The organism is Methylobacterium sp. J-072, assembly GCF_022829425.1.
Taxonomy (GTDB): Bacteria; Pseudomonadota; Alphaproteobacteria; order Rhizobiales; family Beijerinckiaceae; genus Methylobacterium.
Genome location: NZ_JAKSYK010000177.1, coordinates 11,789 through 27,212, shown reverse-complemented (window position 1 = coordinate 27,212; position 15,424 = coordinate 11,789). Strand labels below are relative to the sequence as shown.

16 protein-coding genes are annotated in these 15,424 nt (G+C 68.5%); 12 read left to right on the top strand and 4 right to left on the bottom strand.

Going from position 1 to position 15,424, the window contains the following annotated elements:
* Positions 1 to 4: 4 nt before the first annotated feature.
* Complete coding sequence (locus tag MKK67_RS21305; RefSeq protein WP_243969158.1) at positions 5 to 262, bottom strand: glutathione S-transferase; 258 nt, start codon at positions 260 to 262, stop codon at positions 5 to 7.
* 295 nt (positions 263 to 557) lie between these two features.
* Between MKK67_RS21305 and MKK67_RS21300 the strand changes: the two genes are divergently transcribed.
* The 8 genes from MKK67_RS21300 (at position 558) to MKK67_RS21265 (ending at position 7,452) form a co-directional block, all read left to right on the top strand.
* A complete protein-coding gene (locus MKK67_RS21300; RefSeq protein WP_243969156.1) occupies positions 558 to 1,199 on the top strand; it encodes an ATPase in 642 nt (213 codons plus the stop codon).
* A gap of 415 nt (positions 1,200 to 1,614) precedes the next feature.
* Entirely contained in the window at positions 1,615 to 2,640 is a 1,026-nt protein-coding gene (locus MKK67_RS21295; RefSeq protein ID WP_243969203.1) for an aromatic ring-hydroxylating oxygenase subunit alpha, read from the top strand.
* Positions 2,641 to 2,745: 105 nt separating this feature from the next.
* Positions 2,746 to 2,982, top strand: coding sequence for a DUF6894 family protein (locus MKK67_RS21290; protein WP_243969154.1), 237 nt, complete (start codon positions 2,746 to 2,748; stop codon positions 2,980 to 2,982).
* A gap of 76 nt (positions 2,983 to 3,058) precedes the next feature.
* Positions 3,059 to 4,120: an MBL fold metallo-hydrolase gene (locus tag MKK67_RS21285; protein WP_243969153.1), complete on the top strand. Its 1,062-nt coding sequence runs from the start codon at positions 3,059 to 3,061 to the stop codon at positions 4,118 to 4,120.
* A gap of 128 nt (positions 4,121 to 4,248) precedes the next feature.
* Positions 4,249 to 5,868: an ABC transporter substrate-binding protein gene (locus tag MKK67_RS21280; RefSeq protein WP_243969201.1), complete on the top strand. Its 1,620-nt coding sequence runs from the start codon at positions 4,249 to 4,251 to the stop codon at positions 5,866 to 5,868.
* Positions 5,869 to 5,969: 101 nt separating this feature from the next.
* Entirely contained in the window at positions 5,970 to 6,221 is a 252-nt protein-coding gene (locus MKK67_RS21275; RefSeq protein ID WP_243969151.1) for a hypothetical protein, read from the top strand.
* 177 nt (positions 6,222 to 6,398) lie between these two features.
* A complete protein-coding gene (locus MKK67_RS21270; protein WP_243969199.1) occupies positions 6,399 to 6,812 on the top strand; it encodes an EF-hand domain-containing protein in 414 nt (137 codons plus the stop codon).
* Between the two features lie 298 nt (positions 6,813 to 7,110).
* On the top strand, positions 7,111 to 7,452 hold the full coding sequence (locus MKK67_RS21265; RefSeq protein WP_243969148.1) for a hypothetical protein: 342 nt from the start codon (positions 7,111 to 7,113) through the stop codon (positions 7,450 to 7,452).
* Positions 7,453 to 7,494: 42 nt separating this feature from the next.
* Here MKK67_RS21265 and MKK67_RS21260 read toward each other — a convergent pair whose 3' ends face one another.
* Positions 7,495 to 7,734 (bottom strand): alpha/beta fold hydrolase, encoded by a 240-nt coding sequence (locus MKK67_RS21260; RefSeq protein WP_243969146.1) that lies wholly within the window; start codon positions 7,732 to 7,734, stop codon positions 7,495 to 7,497.
* A gap of 91 nt (positions 7,735 to 7,825) precedes the next feature.
* Between MKK67_RS21260 and MKK67_RS21255 the strand changes: the two genes are divergently transcribed.
* Together MKK67_RS21255 and MKK67_RS21250 are read left to right on the top strand one after the other, a co-directional pair.
* Positions 7,826 to 8,248: a DUF1810 domain-containing protein gene (locus MKK67_RS21255; protein WP_243969144.1), complete on the top strand. Its 423-nt coding sequence runs from the start codon at positions 7,826 to 7,828 to the stop codon at positions 8,246 to 8,248.
* A gap of 434 nt (positions 8,249 to 8,682) precedes the next feature.
* Positions 8,683 to 9,042, top strand: a complete 360-nt coding sequence (locus MKK67_RS21250; protein ID WP_243969143.1) for a hypothetical protein — start codon at positions 8,683 to 8,685, stop codon at positions 9,040 to 9,042.
* A 63-nt stretch (positions 9,043 to 9,105) separates the two neighbouring features.
* Here the strand turns inward: MKK67_RS21250 and MKK67_RS21245 are convergent, their stop codons facing one another.
* Together MKK67_RS21245 and MKK67_RS21240 are read right to left on the bottom strand one after the other, a co-directional pair.
* Positions 9,106 to 11,556, bottom strand: a complete 2,451-nt coding sequence (locus MKK67_RS21245) for a PBP1A family penicillin-binding protein (RefSeq protein WP_243969141.1) — start codon at positions 11,554 to 11,556, stop codon at positions 9,106 to 9,108.
* Between the two features lie 145 nt (positions 11,557 to 11,701).
* The gene (locus MKK67_RS21240; protein ID WP_243969139.1) at positions 11,702 to 12,352 is read right to left on the bottom strand and encodes an HdeD family acid-resistance protein; all 651 of its coding nucleotides are present in this window, start codon (positions 12,350 to 12,352) and stop codon (positions 11,702 to 11,704) included.
* A 197-nt stretch (positions 12,353 to 12,549) separates the two neighbouring features.
* Between MKK67_RS21240 and MKK67_RS21235 the strand changes: the two genes are divergently transcribed.
* Positions 12,550 to 13,797 carry an HlyD family secretion protein gene (locus tag MKK67_RS21235; RefSeq protein ID WP_243969137.1) on the top strand — a complete coding sequence of 416 codons (1,248 nt, stop codon included), beginning with the start codon at positions 12,550 to 12,552 and terminating at the stop codon, positions 13,795 to 13,797.
* A 5-nt stretch (positions 13,798 to 13,802) separates the two neighbouring features.
* On the top strand, positions 13,803 to 15,422 hold the full coding sequence (locus tag MKK67_RS21230; RefSeq protein ID WP_243969135.1) for a DHA2 family efflux MFS transporter permease subunit: 1,620 nt from the start codon (positions 13,803 to 13,805) through the stop codon (positions 15,420 to 15,422).
* Positions 15,423 to 15,424: the final 2 nt, after the last annotated feature.

The window sequence follows — 15,424 nt, the reverse complement described above, 5'->3', positions numbered from 1 at the left end:
GCGCTTACTGTTCGAGCCCGGCGCGCTCGACGCGGCGCGCCTGGAGGGCGGCCTCGAAGCTGCGCACGGCGCTCGCGAACTTGTCCCGGCACCCCGGGTTGCAGAAGCCGACCACGGCGCCGTTATAGAGCGTCAGCGAGTCGGCCGAGATCGGCTTGCCCGACCAGGGGCAGGTCTCGTTGATCGCGTCCGCGATGTTCAGCGCGGCTTGAGTCGCGGCGACTCGGGTCACGGCGTCTCGGGTCACGGCGTCTTGGGTCATGCGAAAGCCTCGACCGGCGGATCCCGGCGAAGCGGATCGGCCCAACACAGATCGCGCCCGAGGGCGCGGACGCGCTGTCGGGCGTTGACCTCCGGCCTCATGGGCCGGTCGGCTTCGTGTCGTGACGATCTGCTACGGATCGGAAGCGCGGGAGGTAGCGGCGGCGGCCGGAAAAGTCAATTTTCCGTCTTCTCGGCCGCGGACCACCTCAGGGTTGAAGCCGCCCATTAACTTTTACGGATCGTTAAGCATGTTGGGACTCTGATCGGGCAGCACCCGTTCAGGACGACCGCCGATGTCGGAACCCGCCCGCACCTTCCCGCCGCACGAGACCGGCAGCCGCATCGCCCCCGGTCCCCTGCGGGACTGGCTCGCGACGATGAAGACCCACAGCCCGGCCGAGCTACGCGGCCACGACCGGCCGGACGAGGCTCTGGAAGAAGCCAAGTCGGAGACCAAGGCGCCGCGCGGTGCCGAGGCGGCCTGGTCGCCCCGGCTGGTGGCTCAGCCCGACGGCGTCGGCGCGGCCGCGGAGGATGCGGACGTGTCCGAGCTGATGGCCGAGAACATGATGCTCAAGGCCAAGCTGCGGCTGGAGGCCGAGCGTCAGGACGAGCTGCAGGCGATCCTGGCCGAGGAGATGCGGGCGCTCCGCGAGCATATCCGCGAGGAGATCGGCTCGATCGAGGATCTGCGCGCCGAGCAGGAAGAGGTCCGCGCCGAGCGCGAGGAATTCCGGAGCGAGCGCGAGCGGTTCCGCCAGGAGCGCGAGCACATGCGCATCGAGCGCGACCGGGCCATCGCCGAGCGCGACGCGCTGCGGGTCGAGCGCCACGCCATCGCGGCCGAGCGCGATGCCCTGCACGAGGAGCGCGACCTGTGGCGGGCGCGGACCGAAGCCCTGGCCCAGCCGCTGTTCCAGGCTCCGAAGCGCTGAAAATTCCGACGTTGAAAAGCCGAAGGGCCACCCGTGAGGGTGGCCCTTCCATTGCCGAACCGTCATGTCCGGCGGAACTGTCCCGAAATCGGGGCTCAGACGCGTCTTAGATCGACGCGCCGGAGGCGACGGTCCAGGTCCGGTAAGCCGAGACTGACGGCTGATGACAATGAGACACTGGATCACCTCCTTTCGTTCGTTGCGGGTGAAGCGAAGGTAGGTGGCTCCTGCCCGCTTGTGAAGCCCCGCAGCTGCGCCCGTTTGTCCTCCCTGTGCCCGTGCCCGCACCCGTGCTTTCCCGCTCCGGCTGCCGGGCGTATGACGGGCGCACCGAGGTCAGCCCGAACCCCCTTTGAACGCGCCCGTCACGTCCCTGCCGCGTCCGCCCGAGGACGCTGCCCTCGATCCCGAGGCCATGCGTCAGCCGCTCGGCAATGCGTGGTACTGCGTCGGCCAGTCCCGCAGCCTCGGCCGCACCGGGCTTCGCGCCGTGGAGCTGAACGGCGAGCAGATCGTGCTGGGCCGCGCCCCGGACGGCACCCCGTTCGCGCTGCGCGACCGCTGTCCGCATCGCGGCATGGCCCTGTCGAAGGGGCGCTTCGACGGCCACACGCTGATGTGCCCGTTCCACGGCTGGCGCTTCGGCACGGACGGGCGCTGCCGCGACGTGCCGACGCTGTCCGAGCATGACGCCGCGGATTTCTCCCGCATCCAAGTCCAGCGCTTCCCCGTTCAGGAGAGCGCCGGGTTCCTGTGGGTGAACCCGCATCTCGGCCCCGCGGCCGGTGCGGTGCCCGCGGTGCCGGAGCTTGATTTCGAGCCGGCCGGCTCTCTCGTCGTCGAACTCGTGGTCGAGGCCTCCTACGATCTCACCACCCTGAGCCTGGTCGATCCCGGGCACGTCGCCTTCGTGCATGACAGCTGGTGGTTCCGCCCCTCGAAGCAGCTGCGCGAGAAGGTGAAGACGTTTCAGCCGGTGCCGCACGGCTTCGTCATGACCAGCCACGCCACCACGACGAGTTCGCCGGTCTACCGCCTGCTCGGCGGCGTGCCCGAGGTCGAGATCGAGTTCCGCCTGCCCGGCGTGCGCCTGGAGCGCATCCGCGCCGGCGAGAAGCGCGTGGCCAACTACACCTTCGCGACGCCGCTCACGCCGGACCGCACGCTGCTCACCAATGCCCTCTACTGGAGCATGCCGGCGCTGAACCTGCTCAAGCCGATCGCCCGCCCCCTGATGCGGCAGTTCCTGACCCAGGACCAGCAGGTGCTCCAGCACGCGCAGGACGGCCTCGACCGCAAGCCGACCATGGTGCTGTTCGGCCAGGGCGATCTGCCCTCGCAATGGTATTTCCGGCTCAAGCGCGAGGCCCTGGAATCGGCCCGGGCCGCTCGCGCGTTCGTGAACCCTCTGGAACAGCGCGAACTGCGCTGGCGCTCCTGATTTGTAGGACAGCTATAGACGACTATTCGAGACGATTAACGCATCATTAACCACAATTTGCGCACTCCTATTGGAGAATTACCTCCCTCGAGACGCTGCGCGCCGATGCCCCGCTACTTCATCGATCTCCATGACGGTTCCCAGCCGGTCCGCGACGAGGTCGGCTTCGACCTGCCGGACCTGCCGGCCGCGCGCGCCAAGGTGACCCGGATCATGTCGGCGATCGCCCGCGACATGCTGCCCGATGTCGAGCGCCAGGATTACGTCGCCTGCGTGCGCGACGCGGTCGGCAAGGTGGTGTTCCGCGCGCGCCTGTCGCTCGCCGCCGAGGCCGTGGAGTGAGGCAAGGACGGCCCTGAGGCTCCCCGTCGCGGCCGGGGGAGCTTGACCACGGCCCCTTGCCGGCCATCTCCCAACCATGAAACGGCGCAGCCTGCTCACGGTCGCGAGTGCGGCCACGGTCATGACGCTCGGCGGCGTCGGCTATGCCGCCCACCGGCGAGGCAAGAACCCGTATTATCGCGGGCCGAAATCCGACCATTTCGACGGGCTGCGGTTCTTCCTGCCGGACCAGGCCACCGACAAGTCCCTGCCGGACGTGCTGCGCTGGCAGGCCAAGCGGCAGCGCGAGCCCTGGCCCAAGAGCTACCCGAGCCCGTTTCCCGCCGACCGGCCGCCGGAGCGCAGCGGATCGCTGCGCGTCGTGCTGATCGGGCATGCGAGCTATCTGGTGCAGGTCGCCGGCCGCAACATCCTGATCGATCCGGTCTTCGCCAAGCGGGCGAGCCCGGTCCGCTTCGCCGGCCCCAAGCGGGTCAACCCGCCGGGGATCGCGTTCGCTGACCTGCCGCCGATCGACGTCGTGCTGATCACCCACAACCACTACGACCATCTCGACGGGCCGAGCCTCGCCCGGATCTGGCAGGCGCACCAGCCGCTGATCGTGGCGCCCCTCGGCAACGACACGATCCTGCGCAACTACGACGACACGATGCATGTCGAGACGCGCGACTGGGGCGAGTCGGTCGATCTCGGCGACGGGCTGACCGTCCACTTGGTGCCGGCCAACCACTGGTCCGCCCGCGGCGTTCAGGACCGACGCATGGCGTTGTGGTGCGCCTTCGTGATCAGCTCGGCCCAGGGCGTCCATTACCACGTGGGCGATACCGGCTTCGGCGACGGCGGCCTGTTCCGCGACATCCGCGCCCGGTTCGGGGCGCCACGCCTGGCGACCCTGCCGATCGGCGCCTACGAGCCGCGCTGGTTCATGCAGGCGCAGCACGTGAACCCGGCCGAGGCCGTTGAGGCGTTCGTGCTCCTCGGGGCCGAGCAGGCGCTGGGCCACCATTGGGGCACCTTCCAGCTCACCGACGAGGGGATCGAGCGGCCCGTCGAGGCGCTGGCGGCGGCGCTGGACGCGCAGGGCCTCGCCCCGGAGCGGTTCCTGGCCCTGAGGCCCGGACAGGTCTGGGCGGGCTGAGGGTCGGAATACCGGCTGCCGCAGCGTTGGGCACGATGCATGCAAGATACCGTATGCGGTCCGCTGCGGTACTTCTCGACGGAGGAGGGCGCTGACGGGCGGCGCGTCCCCTTCTGCCGAGAGACATGATGGACCTGATCAAGCCGACACGCCGCGCGCTCATGGCCGGGGGCGCCGCCCTGGCGGCACTGGGTACGGCGGGACGGGCCGGCGCGCAGGGCATGGCCGCCGGCAGCCTGACCTACGGTATCTCGATGACCGACCTGCCGCTCACCACCGGTCAGCCGGACCGGGGTGCCGGCGGCTATCAGTTCACCGGCCTGACCCTGTACGATCCCCTGGTCGCCTGGGACCTCGATATCGCCGACCGGCCCGGCACGATGGTCCCCGGCCTCGCCACCGCCTGGGAGGTCGATCCGGCCGATCCCAAGATCTGGATCTTTCACCTGCGCGAGGGCGTGGCGTTCCATGACGGCTCGGCCTTCGATGCCGACGCGGTGATCTGGAACTTCGACAAGGTGCTCAACAAGGAGGCGCCACATTTCGACCAGCGGCAGGCCGCCCAGGTTCGCCCGCGGCTGCCGGGCGTCGCGAGCTACCGGAAGCTCGACGCCAAGACCGTCCAGGTGACCACCAAGAATCCCGACAGCCTGTTTCCCTACCAGATGCTGTGGTTCCTGATCTCCTCGCCCGCGCAGTACGAGGCGGTCGGGCGCGACTGGGCCAAGTTCGCGTTCCAGCCCTCGGGCACCGGCCCGTTCAAGATGGGCCAGCTGGTCCCCCGGGTCCGCCTCGAACTGCTGCCGAATGCCGGCTACTGGAACCCGAAGCGGGTGCCGAAGCTCTCCAAGCTGACGCTGACCTGCGTGCCCGAGGATCTCGCCCGGGTGAACGCGCTGCTGTCCGGCAATGTCGACCTGATCGAGGCGCCGGCCCCCGACGCGGTGCCGCGCCTGAAGGCGTCCGGCATGCGCGTGGTCGGCAACGACACGCCGCATGTCTGGAACTATCACCTGTCGATGCTGGAGGGTTCGCCCTGGCGGGACCTGCGCCTGCGCAAGGCCGCCAACCTCGCCATCGACCGCGAGGGCGTCGTCCAGTTGCTCGGCGGCCTCGCGCAACCCGCGGTCGGCCAGATGCAGACGTCGAGCCCGTGGTTCGGCAAGCCCAGCTTCCAGATCAAGACCGACGTCGATCAGGCGCGCAAGCTCGTGCAGGAGGCCGGCTTCTCGGTGCAGAATCCGGTGAAGACCACGATCATGATCCCCACCGGCGGGACCGGGCAGATGCTGTCCCTGCCGATCAACGAGTTCGTCCAGCAGAGCTGGGCCGAGATCGGCATCCAGGTCGAGTTCAAGACGGTGGAGCTGGAGGTGGCCTACACGGCCTGGCGCCAGGGCGCGGCGGATCCGAGCCTCAAGGGCATCACCGCCGGCAACATCGCCTACGTCACCTCGGACCCGTTCTACGCGATCCTGCGCTTCTACGATTCGAAGCAGATCGCCCCGGGCGGGGTGAACTGGAGCCACTACCGCAACCCGGACGTCGATGCCCTCTGCGACAAGGTGAAGGCGAGCCTGGACCCGGATGAGCAGAACAAGCTTCTCGCGCGCATCCACGAGATCGTCGTCGACGACGCGGTGCAAGTCTGGGTGGTGCACGACACCAATCCGCATGCGTTGTCGCCGCGGGTGAAGGACTATGTCCAGGCGCAGCACTGGTTTCAGGACCTGTCGACCCTGGCCTGAGGCCGGCAAGATCCCTGCGGCGCGGCGGGAAAAGCCTTTCGCGAATCGGGAACGATCCTCACGAGACTGTGTTGGGCCTCCAACGCACGAAGGAGTGTCCCATGAAGACCCTGCTCGCCGGCGCCATCCTGGCCGCCTCCCTCGCGACCGTCGTTCCCGCTTCGGCTCAGCGCATCGATATCGGACCCGACGGCCCCAGCGTCGATCTGCGCTCCCGCGGCCAGCGGGAACGCGACTTCCGCCGCGAGGACTATCGCCGGGATCGCGACCGCGCCGACGACGACGACCGGATGTATCGCCGCCAGCGTTTCGAGGACGACCGTCCGGCGGTTCGCCGTGGCTACGGCTATTGATTTGGTCTGCCGACCATACGGCGTGACCTGACGATGTTGAGAGGGGTCGGCATGCGCCGGCCCCTTTTTCACATCTCGACCTTCCGGACGGGTGCGTTGCGCGGCCAATTTCGCACTTGCGGCAAAGCCGGAGCGCGACTAGGAAGATCGCGCATCATGTTTCGGGAGCATTTGGCAATGACACGTCGTTTCATCAGTGGTTTCGCGGTGGTCGCGTTCGCCGTCACCGGTCTCGCCGTCCCCGCCGCCCTGGCCAAGCCGGTGAGCGGCGCCAGCGCCGTCAAGATGATCGACACCGACAACGACGGCACCGTCGACCTCAAGGAAGTCGAGGCTGTCGCGTCGGCGACGTTCGATCGCCTCGAGAAGGATTCCGACGGCACCCTCGATGCCAAGGAGCTGAAGGGCCGTCTGAGCAAGGCCGGCCTGAAGCAGGCCGATCCGGACAACGACGGCACCGTCGACAAGAAAGAGTACCTCGCTGCGGTCGACGCGCGCTTCAAGGCTGCCGATCCGGACGGTGACGGCACCCTCGACGCCAAGGAGCTGAACTCCAAGGCCGGCAAGGCGCTGCTCGCCCTGATCAAGTAACGTTTCGTCAGCGCTCCTCGCGCGTACGGAAAATGCCGACGCCCTCGCGAATGTCTTCGCGGGGGCGTTCTTGCGTTCAGCGGCGAATGTCGTGCGATCCGGCGGGACGTGGCGTCGCTTGTTTCTGCATCCTGAGATTGTATAGTATTCGTCTTTAATACTTTATCTATCGAAATATTTTCAGCATAACCCTGCGACAATTGTGCTTCGGACGCCTTCTGCCTCGAAGATGCGCAGGTCGACGGTTGACGGACCGCAACCTGTAGGTGCAGTTTGGTGCCGGTTGGGGGACCGGACTATGCGTAACGACACGCCCGAAGACGCCAAGGGCCTGGAATTGCTGGCGGAGATGCGGGCGATGACCGATTCGGCACGCCAGGTCATCGAAGTCTCGCAGGCGGCACGCGACCAGCCGGTCGGCGAAACCGCGGTCGACCCAGAGCCGCAATCCGTGGACATCCACAGCGATTCCGCGGATTTGCTCGGCGACATCAGCGACAACCTGCTCGTCGCCTATCACCTCGCCCAGCACGATGGTGATCCGATGACCGTCGCGCTGATCGAGAAGGTTCTGTTCCATGTCGGGCGCCGGCTGGCACGCGGCATGTCGCCCGCCGATGCCGGCATTGCCTGCCACTAGAATATTCTCCTCAGCGACGCGCGCCTGCCGGCCCCCGGATCGTCAGGCGCCGGCGGCCTCGATGCGATCGAGGAAGGCCCGGAGGTAGCGGCCGGCCGCGTCGGCACGCTCGACGGCCAGGAGGTGCGCCGCTCGGGAGTGGACCAGCAATTCGGCCTGCGCGATGCCGGCGCAGATCGCCTCCGCCATGGCCGGGGGCGTCGACGGATCGTCGCGCCCGGCCGTGAGGGCGTGGCCCGTCGCCGGGTTCGCGATCATGAAGCCGAGGAGCCTTTCGAGCATCGATGGATCCCTCCCTATTCTCCGACGGCGCGCCGGCCACGCATCCGGATGCCCGCGATCGGGTTGATGCCGTGCAGACCGGAGCGCGATCATGGCCGAACCGTATCATCTCGACCGTTTCGTCGCGGCCCAGGAGGGCGTCTACGAACGGGCGCTGGCCGAGTTGCAGGCCGGGGAGAAGCGGAGCCACTGGATGTGGTTCGTCTTCCCGCAGATCGCCGGCCTGGGTGCGAGCCCGATGGCCCAGCGTTACGCGATCGGTTCCCTCGGCGAGGCCCAGGCCTATTGCGCCCATCCGGTGCTCGGCGCGCGCCTGCGCGCCTGCACGGCGGCGGTGAACGGCGTCACCGGGCGCTCGGCGCACGCGATCTTCGGCTCGCCCGACGACGTGAAATTCCGCTCCAGCATGACCCTGTTCGCGCGTGCCGCCCCGGAGGAGCCGGGCTTCGCTGAGGCGCTGGCGACGTACTTTGGCGGTGAGCCCGACCCGTTGACCCTGGCTAAGCTCGACTGAGCTTCAGGATGCGGCAAGCCGTGATCGGGAATGCCCGGCACCGCGATGCGATCGAGGTGATTGTTCGGGGCGTTTTCAGGCGCCGCCTCACCTGCCTGTATCGTCCTTCAGCAGAGACGCGGCGGCCGCCCTTGAAAGTCCGCCGATGTCTGACGCCTGATGCCGAGCCGCCTCCGATCTTCATCCTGATGAGGGCTTTTTAGTAATGGACCTATATTTTTTGACCGCAGCGAAAAATATAGAAGTTTAATTTTTCGAATTTATTGATCGAATGAATCGTTAGTGTGCATGAAATCCAAAAGATGTTTCTGGTAAAGAGCTCGTGATCGATAGGTGTAAGCGTTTGGACTGTTGCCTTCGAGCCATAGCGCGGCTCCGGCGCCTGCGTATGTTGCCCCCAAATTAGGGGGACTTCCGTGTCATCGAAATTTTTCTTGGCGCTGCTGGCTTTGAGCGGCCTGTCTGCTTGCGCGTCGTCGTCGGATAAAGTCGCCGCGACCTACGTATCGCCGATCCAGTATGCGAGCCTGTCGTGCCGGCAGATCGCCGAAGAATCGGCACGGGTCTCCGTCCGGGCCTCGCAAGCCGCCGGTATCCAAGACAAGAAGCGCACGGATGACCAAGTGGTCACGGCGGTCGGAGTCGTCGTGTTCTGGCCTGCCCTGTTCTTCATTGATGGCGACAACATGCACACCGCCGAGCTCAGTCGTCTGAAGGGAGAGATCGAGGCGCTGGAGCAAACCTCGGTCCAGAAGAATTGTGGTATCCAGTTCCAGCGCCAGCCCGCCTCCTGAAGCGTAAGCGGCGTCGCGCTTCGGGGTGCCGATCGTTGCGGACGCGGCCGCAGTACGAACGCGTCACCGCCCCCACAGCCCGACGCGCTCGGCCCGGGCCTGCTCCTCGGCGCCGAGGAGGTCCGGCGGCGCATCCTCCGTGGCACGTGCGCCGCCCGCCGTGAGGATCAGGGCGGCGAGGTCGTCGCCCTCGATCCGGCAGCGGGCATTTGCCCCCTCGGAGACGCTGCAGACCACGTCACGGCGGCGCAGGTAATTGGCCAGCTGGCGGGCGAGGTGGCCGCGCTCGCCCGCGACGCCGAGCAGATGCACGGTCCGCCCGCGCAGCGACAGAGTTCCGGTATCGATCACCTCGGGCACGCCGCGGATCTCGGCGGATGCCACCGGGGTCGGTGGCTGCACCGGCGCGGCGGCCGGCGCCGGCTCGGCCCGCTCCGCCGAGGGGCGCGGTTTGCCTTTGGCGAGCTGCGCGGAGGCCCGCTGGACGAAATCGTGGAAGATGCCGGCCGGCATCTCGCCGCCGAACATCCGGTTCATCGGGCTGTCGTCGTCGTTGCCGATCCAGACCCCGACCACGAGATCCGGGGTCATGCCGACGAACCAGGCATCGCGGAAATCCTGGCTGGTGCCGGTCTTGCCGCCGATGATCTGGCCCGGCACCCGCGCCGCCCGGCCGGTGCCCGACTCGACCACCGCCTGGAGCGAGTCGAGCATCATCTGGCGCGGCTCCTGCGCCAGCTGGGCGGTCGGCGCCGGGTCGGCCCTGACGTAGAGCGGCTGCGGGGCCGCACCGCGGATCGCGTGAATGCCGAAGCTCGCCAGCGGCACACGGCCGGAGAGCACGGATCCGTAGGCGCGGGTCATCTCCAGCAGGCTGACCGTGCCAGAACCGAGGACGAGGCTCGGCACGTTCGGAAGCTCGGACTGGATCCCCAGCTTGCGCGCGGTGGCGATCACCGCCGGGATGCCGACATCCTGCCCGAGCTGGGCCGCCACCGTGTTGATCGAGAGCGCGAAGGCGGTCCGCAGCGGCACCGGGCCGCGATAGCGCCCGTCGTCGTTCTCGGGCTCCCAATCGCCGATCCGCACCGGGCGATCGTCCAGCACGGTCTCGGGGGTGAGGCCCTGCTCGTAGGCCGTCAGGTAGACCAGCAGCTTGAACAGCGAGCCCGGCTGGCGCTTGGCCTGGACCGCCCGGTTGAACTGGCTGTCCTCGTAATCCCGCCCGCCCACCATCGCGAGGATCGCGCCGGCCTTCGACAGCACCACCATGGCGGCCTGGCCGACCTTGCGCTTGGCCCCGTCCTTGTCGAGGCGGCGGGCGACCACGCCCTCGGCGAGGCTCTGCAGGTCGAGGTTGAGGGTCGAGCGCACGGTCATGTCGCCGTCGGTGCCGGCGAGCCGCTTCACGTCGCCGGCGATCATGTCGAGGAAGTAGTTGGTGCCGGGCGGCGCCTCGGGCGGCGACTTCAGGGTCACGCACTGCTTGCGGGCCGCGTCGGCCTCGGCTTGCGTGATCGCGCCGGTCTCGACCATGGCCTGCAGCACCACGTCGGCCCGCTCCTTGGCGCCGCCGAGGTTGCGGGTCGGGGCGAGCTGCGAGGGCGCCCGCACCAGCCCGGCCAGCATGGCGGCCTCGGGCAGGGTCAGGGCCTTGGCGGGCTTGCCGAAATAGCGCCGGGCCGCCGCGTCCGCACCGTAGGCGCCGGCGCCGAAATAGGCGGCGTCGAGATAGCCGAGCAGGATCTCGTCCTTGCTCATCGTGGTCTCGACCCTGAGCGCCAGGAACGCTTCCTGGACCTTGCGCCAGAGCGTCTTCTCCTGGTTGAGGGAGGTCAGGCGGACATATTGCTGCGTGATCGTCGAGCCGCCCTCGCGCACGCCGCCGCCGAGAGCGTTGCGCCAGGCAGCGCGGGCGAGGCCGCGCAGGTCGATGCCCCAGTGGCTATAGAAGCGCCGGTCCTCGATCGCGACGATGGCCTTGGCGAGGTTCGGGGGCATGTCGGCGGCGGTGAGCTTCTGGCCGCGGAAGCTGCCCCGGGTGGCGAAGACCCGCCCGTCATCGGCCTCGACGGTGATCGCCCGCTGGCCGGTATCGACGACGGCCCCGCCGAGCGGCGGCAGGGTCAGGAGGGCGGCGAGCAGGTAAATCGCCAGCACCAGGACCGGCAGCAGGATCGCGGCGCCGACAGCGAGCAGCGCGGGCCGGCGTCGCAGGCGGCCGAATCGCCCGGCTCCGACAGGCGCGCGCACCGCCGCGTCCGCTCCCGCGGGCCGATCGGCCGCGACGGGCTGCCTGTTGTCGCGTCTGCGCGCGAGGAATCCGGCGACGCGCCCGGATGCCGACTGCCCGAGGCGCAGGAGGCTGCGGCCGGCGGCGGCGACCAGGATCCACAGATGGCGGAAAAGATCGCGGGCGGCGCGTCCGGCCTCGCGGGCCGCTTTGCGCGGGTCCGGCGTGTCGGACCCGGGACCCTGATCAGTCGGGGCGCGCTCCGGCGCGTCTGGCGTCATCGCGATGCGTGTTCCGGGACCGGCCTCTCCGGTCGACGGCAGGTTCTAAGCCTCATTCGGCTGCAAGTCCCACCGACAAAGGGATGACGCCGGTCTCGGAGCTCGACCGTGGGATGTGGGCCACGCAGCCGAGCCTACCGCCCGGTCACACGGCTCCTGCGGCCCCGTGCCGGCTGCGCAGCTGGAAGGCAAGGATGAGCAGGAGCACGCCGAACGCGAAGCTGTAGGCGCCGATCCACCAGGTCAGGACCAGGGCGGACATGCCCGGCTCCAGGATCAGCGCGATGCCGAACAGGATCGAGACCAGGCCGCCGAGCCCGAGCCACCAGCGCCCGTAATGGAGGTGCAGCCGGAAGGCGGCGGCGATCATCAGGCCGCCGGTCACGAGCGCCCAGGCGGCGAGCAGCAGCACGAACGCCCAGACCGCGGCCCCCGGCACCAGCACGGCGGCGACGGCGACGATGATGTCGACGATGCCTTCGAGAAGCAGGAAGCCCCAGCGCTCGTGCCGCTGCGCGGCCCGCACCGCGCCGACGATGGCGAAGATGCCGTCGACCAGCGTGTAGGCGGCAAACAAGAAAACCAGCGACAGCACGAAGGCCTCCGGCGCCGCGAAGGCGACGATGCCGAATAGGATCGCGATCACGCCGCGCAGGGCGATGAGCCACCAGTTGCGGGCGAGGGACGCGCTCATCGCGTCGAGGCGGGCGGCTCCGGTGAGCGGGATGCCGGAGGGCGACGTCGCGGTCGAACCGAAGCCTGAGCCCTGCGGTGTCGGGGACGGGGTGCTGGTCATGGCGGAACTCCGAAACGCGCCGGGCGCGTGCCCGGCCCTTTCGCCCGCAGAACGCTGCACTGCGACAAGCGTTCCTGAACACGCCCGTGTCTCGGGCGGAACCTTGGTGCGGCCGGCGACTTTTGCTGACCGAGGCGGGCATGAGTACAGCCCGGCCGCCGCAGGGCGGCCGGCCCATCCGGTGGTGATGAGACGCCATGTTTGACGATCAGCGGCAGGCCGCCGACCCCGCGTCACGTCCGCTGCCGGCCGAGGGCCGGCCCGAGGCGCCCGATCGCGACATTCTGGATCTCGGCCGCAACGACTCCCGCCCGGAGGGCGAGACCGCGCGCAAGCCGGCCCAAGAGGGCGAAGGCCAGAGCGCCCCGGACGATGAGGCCCAGGACGACAGCGAGCCGGAGGACGAGGAGAAGCGCCCGAATATCCTGCGCCGCCACCCCTGGGCGTTCCTGTTCGGGGGCCTCGCGGTGGCAGCCCTCTGCGTCGGCGTGTTCTTCTACTGGCTGCTGTACATGCACCCCTACGAGAGCACCGACGACGCGTTCGTCGATGCGCGCAGCATCGCGGTCCAGCCGAAGGTCGGCGGCTACTTGGTCGAGGTGCCGGTCACCGACAACCAGCATGTCGATGCCGGGCAGATGCTGTTCCAGATCGACCAGCGCGACTATCGGATCGCCCTCGAACAGGCCAAGGCGCAGGTCGTGGCCGACGAGGCCGCGATCAAGAATATCGACGCCCAGATCCAGGCCCAGTACGCCAATATCGACGTGTCCAAGGCCCAGATCGCCACTGCCGAAGCGGCGCTGAAGTTCGCCCAGGAGGATGCGGCCCGCTACAAGGATCTCGCGGAGCGCGGCTCCGGCTCGGTCCAGCAATCCCAGTCGGCCACCTCGACGCTGCAGCAGCGCCAGGCTTCGGTGCAGAGCGCCAATGCCAGCCTCGTTGCGGCGCAGAAGCAGATCGGCTCGCTCGAGGCCCAGAAGGCCTCGACCCAGGCGCAGATGGCCCGCGACAAGGCGCAGGTCGAGCAGGCCGAGCTGAACCTCGGCTACACCACGATCCAGGCCGTGCAGCCCGGGCGCGTCGTGCGGCTGACGGGCGGCATCGGGGCGTTCGCGCAGGCCGGCCAGAGCCTGTCGATGTTCGTGCCGGACGACATCTGGGTGACGGCGAACTACAAGGAGACCCAGATCACCGACATGCGGCCGGGGCAGCCCGTCGACATCAGCATCGACGCCTATCCGGACCGTAAGATCCACGGCACGGTGGCCTCGGTGCAGCCGGGCTCGGGCACCGCCTTCAGCCTGCTGCCGGCGCAGAACGCCACCGGCAACTACGTGAAGGTCACGCAGCGCATCCCGGTGAAGATCGTGGTCAAGGACTGGCCGACGGATGTCGCGATCGGTCCCGGCATGTCGATCGTGCCCACCGTCACGGTGCGGTGACCGCGATGGCCGGCACCGGCCGGTCCTCCACCGGCAAATCGTCTGTCGCCAAGGCGCCCGGCGGCCACAACCCGTGGCTGATCGCCGGCGTGGTGGCGCTGGCGACCTTCATGGAGGTGCTCGACACCACAATCGCCAACGTCGCCCTGCGCTACATCTCCGGCGGCCTCGCGGTCGGGCCCGACGAGGCCGCCTGGGTGGTGACCAGCTACCTGGTGGCCAACGCCATCACGCTGACCGCGTCGAGCTTTCTGGCCAAGCGCTACGGCCGCAAGGCGTTCTTCATGTGGTCGGTGGGCCTGTTCACCATCGCGTCGATCCTGTGCGGCTTCGCATGGAGCCTCGAATCGCTGCTGCTGTTCCGGGTGCTGCAGGGTCTCGGCGGCGGCGGCATGGCGCCCCTGGCGCAGTCGATCCTGGCGGATTCGTTTCCGCCCGAGAAGCGGGGGCAGGCCTTCGCGCTCTACGGCGTCGCCATCGTGGTCGCGCCGGTGATCGGCCCGACGCTCGGCGGCTGGCTGTCGGACAACGCCTCCTGGCACTGGTGCTTCCTGATCAACGGCCCGATCGGCGTGATCGCCCTCGGGCTGATGTACTGGCTGATCGAGGACAGCGAGGCGGCCAAGAAGGAGCGCCGCGCCCTGGTGCGCAAGGGCATCCGGTTCGACGTGATCGGCTTCCTGCTGGTCGCGCTGTTCCTCGGCTCGCTGGAGGTCATCCTCGACGAGGGCCAGCGGAAGGACTGGTTCGGCACCTCGACCCTGATGAACGTATCGGGCGTGCTGATGGTGGTCTCGTTCATCGCCATGATCCCTTGGCTGCTGAACAAGAAGAACCCGGCGGTCGACCTGCGCCTGATCGGCAACCGCCAGTTCGGCTCCTGCTTCCTGGTGATGATGTTCACCGGGGCGATCCTGATCTCCACCACGCAGTTCATCCCGCAGATCACGCAGGAATATTACGGCTACACCGCCACCCTGTCGGGCCTCGTGCTCGGCCCGGGCGGCATGGTCACGGTGGTGATGATGTTCCTCACCGGCCGCGCCTCGGCCTACGTGCAGCCGAAATGGCTGATCGCCGCCGGCATGACCATCGTGGCGCTCGGGATGTACGACCTGACCCGGATCAACGGCACGACCACCTTCGCGTTCTTCGCGTGGTCGCGGGTCTATATCGGCATCGGCCTGCCGATGGTGTTCCTGTCGATCACCTCGGCCTCCTACGAGGGGCTGCGCAAGGACCAGACCGACCAGGCCTCGGCGCTGATCAACGTCGCCCGCAACGTCGGCGGCTCGATGGGCGTCTCGCTCGCCCAGAACATCCTGGCCTATCGCAGTCAGTTCCATCAGAGCCGCCTGGTCGAGAGCGTCAACCCGGCGGCGCCCGCCTACCAGGAGACCATGCGGCAGGCGACGCAGTACTTCTCCGAGCACGGCTATGCCGGCGTCGACGCCCAGGGCCAGGCGACCGCCTGGATCGGTAGCGTGCTCCAGACCGAGGTGGCCTACTGGGCCTATATCGACGTGTTCTGGGTCCTGGGCCTCGTCGCCGCCTGCGCGGTGCCGCTCGCGCTGAGCCTGAAATCGGTCAAGCTCGGCGGCGGCGCTCCGGCAGGCGGGCATTGACG

Excerpts from the sequence above, each read along its gene's own strand:
- MKK67_RS21305 (WP_243969158.1), bottom strand. The coding sequence starts at position 262 with ATGACCCAAGACGCCGTGACCCGAGACGCCGTGACCCGAGTCGCCGCG.
- MKK67_RS21300 (WP_243969156.1), top strand. The coding sequence starts at position 558 with ATGTCGGAACCCGCCCGCACCTTCCCGCCGCACGAGACCGGCAGCCGC.
- MKK67_RS21295 (WP_243969203.1), top strand. The coding sequence starts at position 1,615 with ATGCGTCAGCCGCTCGGCAATGCGTGGTACTGCGTCGGCCAGTCCCGC.
- MKK67_RS21290 (WP_243969154.1), top strand. The coding sequence starts at position 2,746 with ATGCCCCGCTACTTCATCGATCTCCATGACGGTTCCCAGCCGGTCCGC.
- MKK67_RS21285 (WP_243969153.1), top strand. The coding sequence starts at position 3,059 with ATGAAACGGCGCAGCCTGCTCACGGTCGCGAGTGCGGCCACGGTCATG.
- MKK67_RS21280 (WP_243969201.1), top strand. The coding sequence starts at position 4,249 with ATGGACCTGATCAAGCCGACACGCCGCGCGCTCATGGCCGGGGGCGCC.
- MKK67_RS21275 (WP_243969151.1), top strand. The coding sequence starts at position 5,970 with ATGAAGACCCTGCTCGCCGGCGCCATCCTGGCCGCCTCCCTCGCGACC.
- MKK67_RS21270 (WP_243969199.1), top strand. The coding sequence starts at position 6,399 with ATGACACGTCGTTTCATCAGTGGTTTCGCGGTGGTCGCGTTCGCCGTC.
- MKK67_RS21265 (WP_243969148.1), top strand. The coding sequence starts at position 7,111 with ATGCGTAACGACACGCCCGAAGACGCCAAGGGCCTGGAATTGCTGGCG.
- MKK67_RS21260 (WP_243969146.1), bottom strand. The coding sequence starts at position 7,734 with ATGCTCGAAAGGCTCCTCGGCTTCATGATCGCGAACCCGGCGACGGGC.
- MKK67_RS21255 (WP_243969144.1), top strand. The coding sequence starts at position 7,826 with ATGGCCGAACCGTATCATCTCGACCGTTTCGTCGCGGCCCAGGAGGGC.
- MKK67_RS21245 (WP_243969141.1), bottom strand. The coding sequence starts at position 11,556 with ATGACGCCAGACGCGCCGGAGCGCGCCCCGACTGATCAGGGTCCCGGG.
- MKK67_RS21240 (WP_243969139.1), bottom strand. The coding sequence starts at position 12,352 with ATGACCAGCACCCCGTCCCCGACACCGCAGGGCTCAGGCTTCGGTTCG.
- MKK67_RS21235 (WP_243969137.1), top strand. The coding sequence starts at position 12,550 with ATGTTTGACGATCAGCGGCAGGCCGCCGACCCCGCGTCACGTCCGCTG.
- MKK67_RS21230 (WP_243969135.1), top strand. The coding sequence starts at position 13,803 with ATGGCCGGCACCGGCCGGTCCTCCACCGGCAAATCGTCTGTCGCCAAG.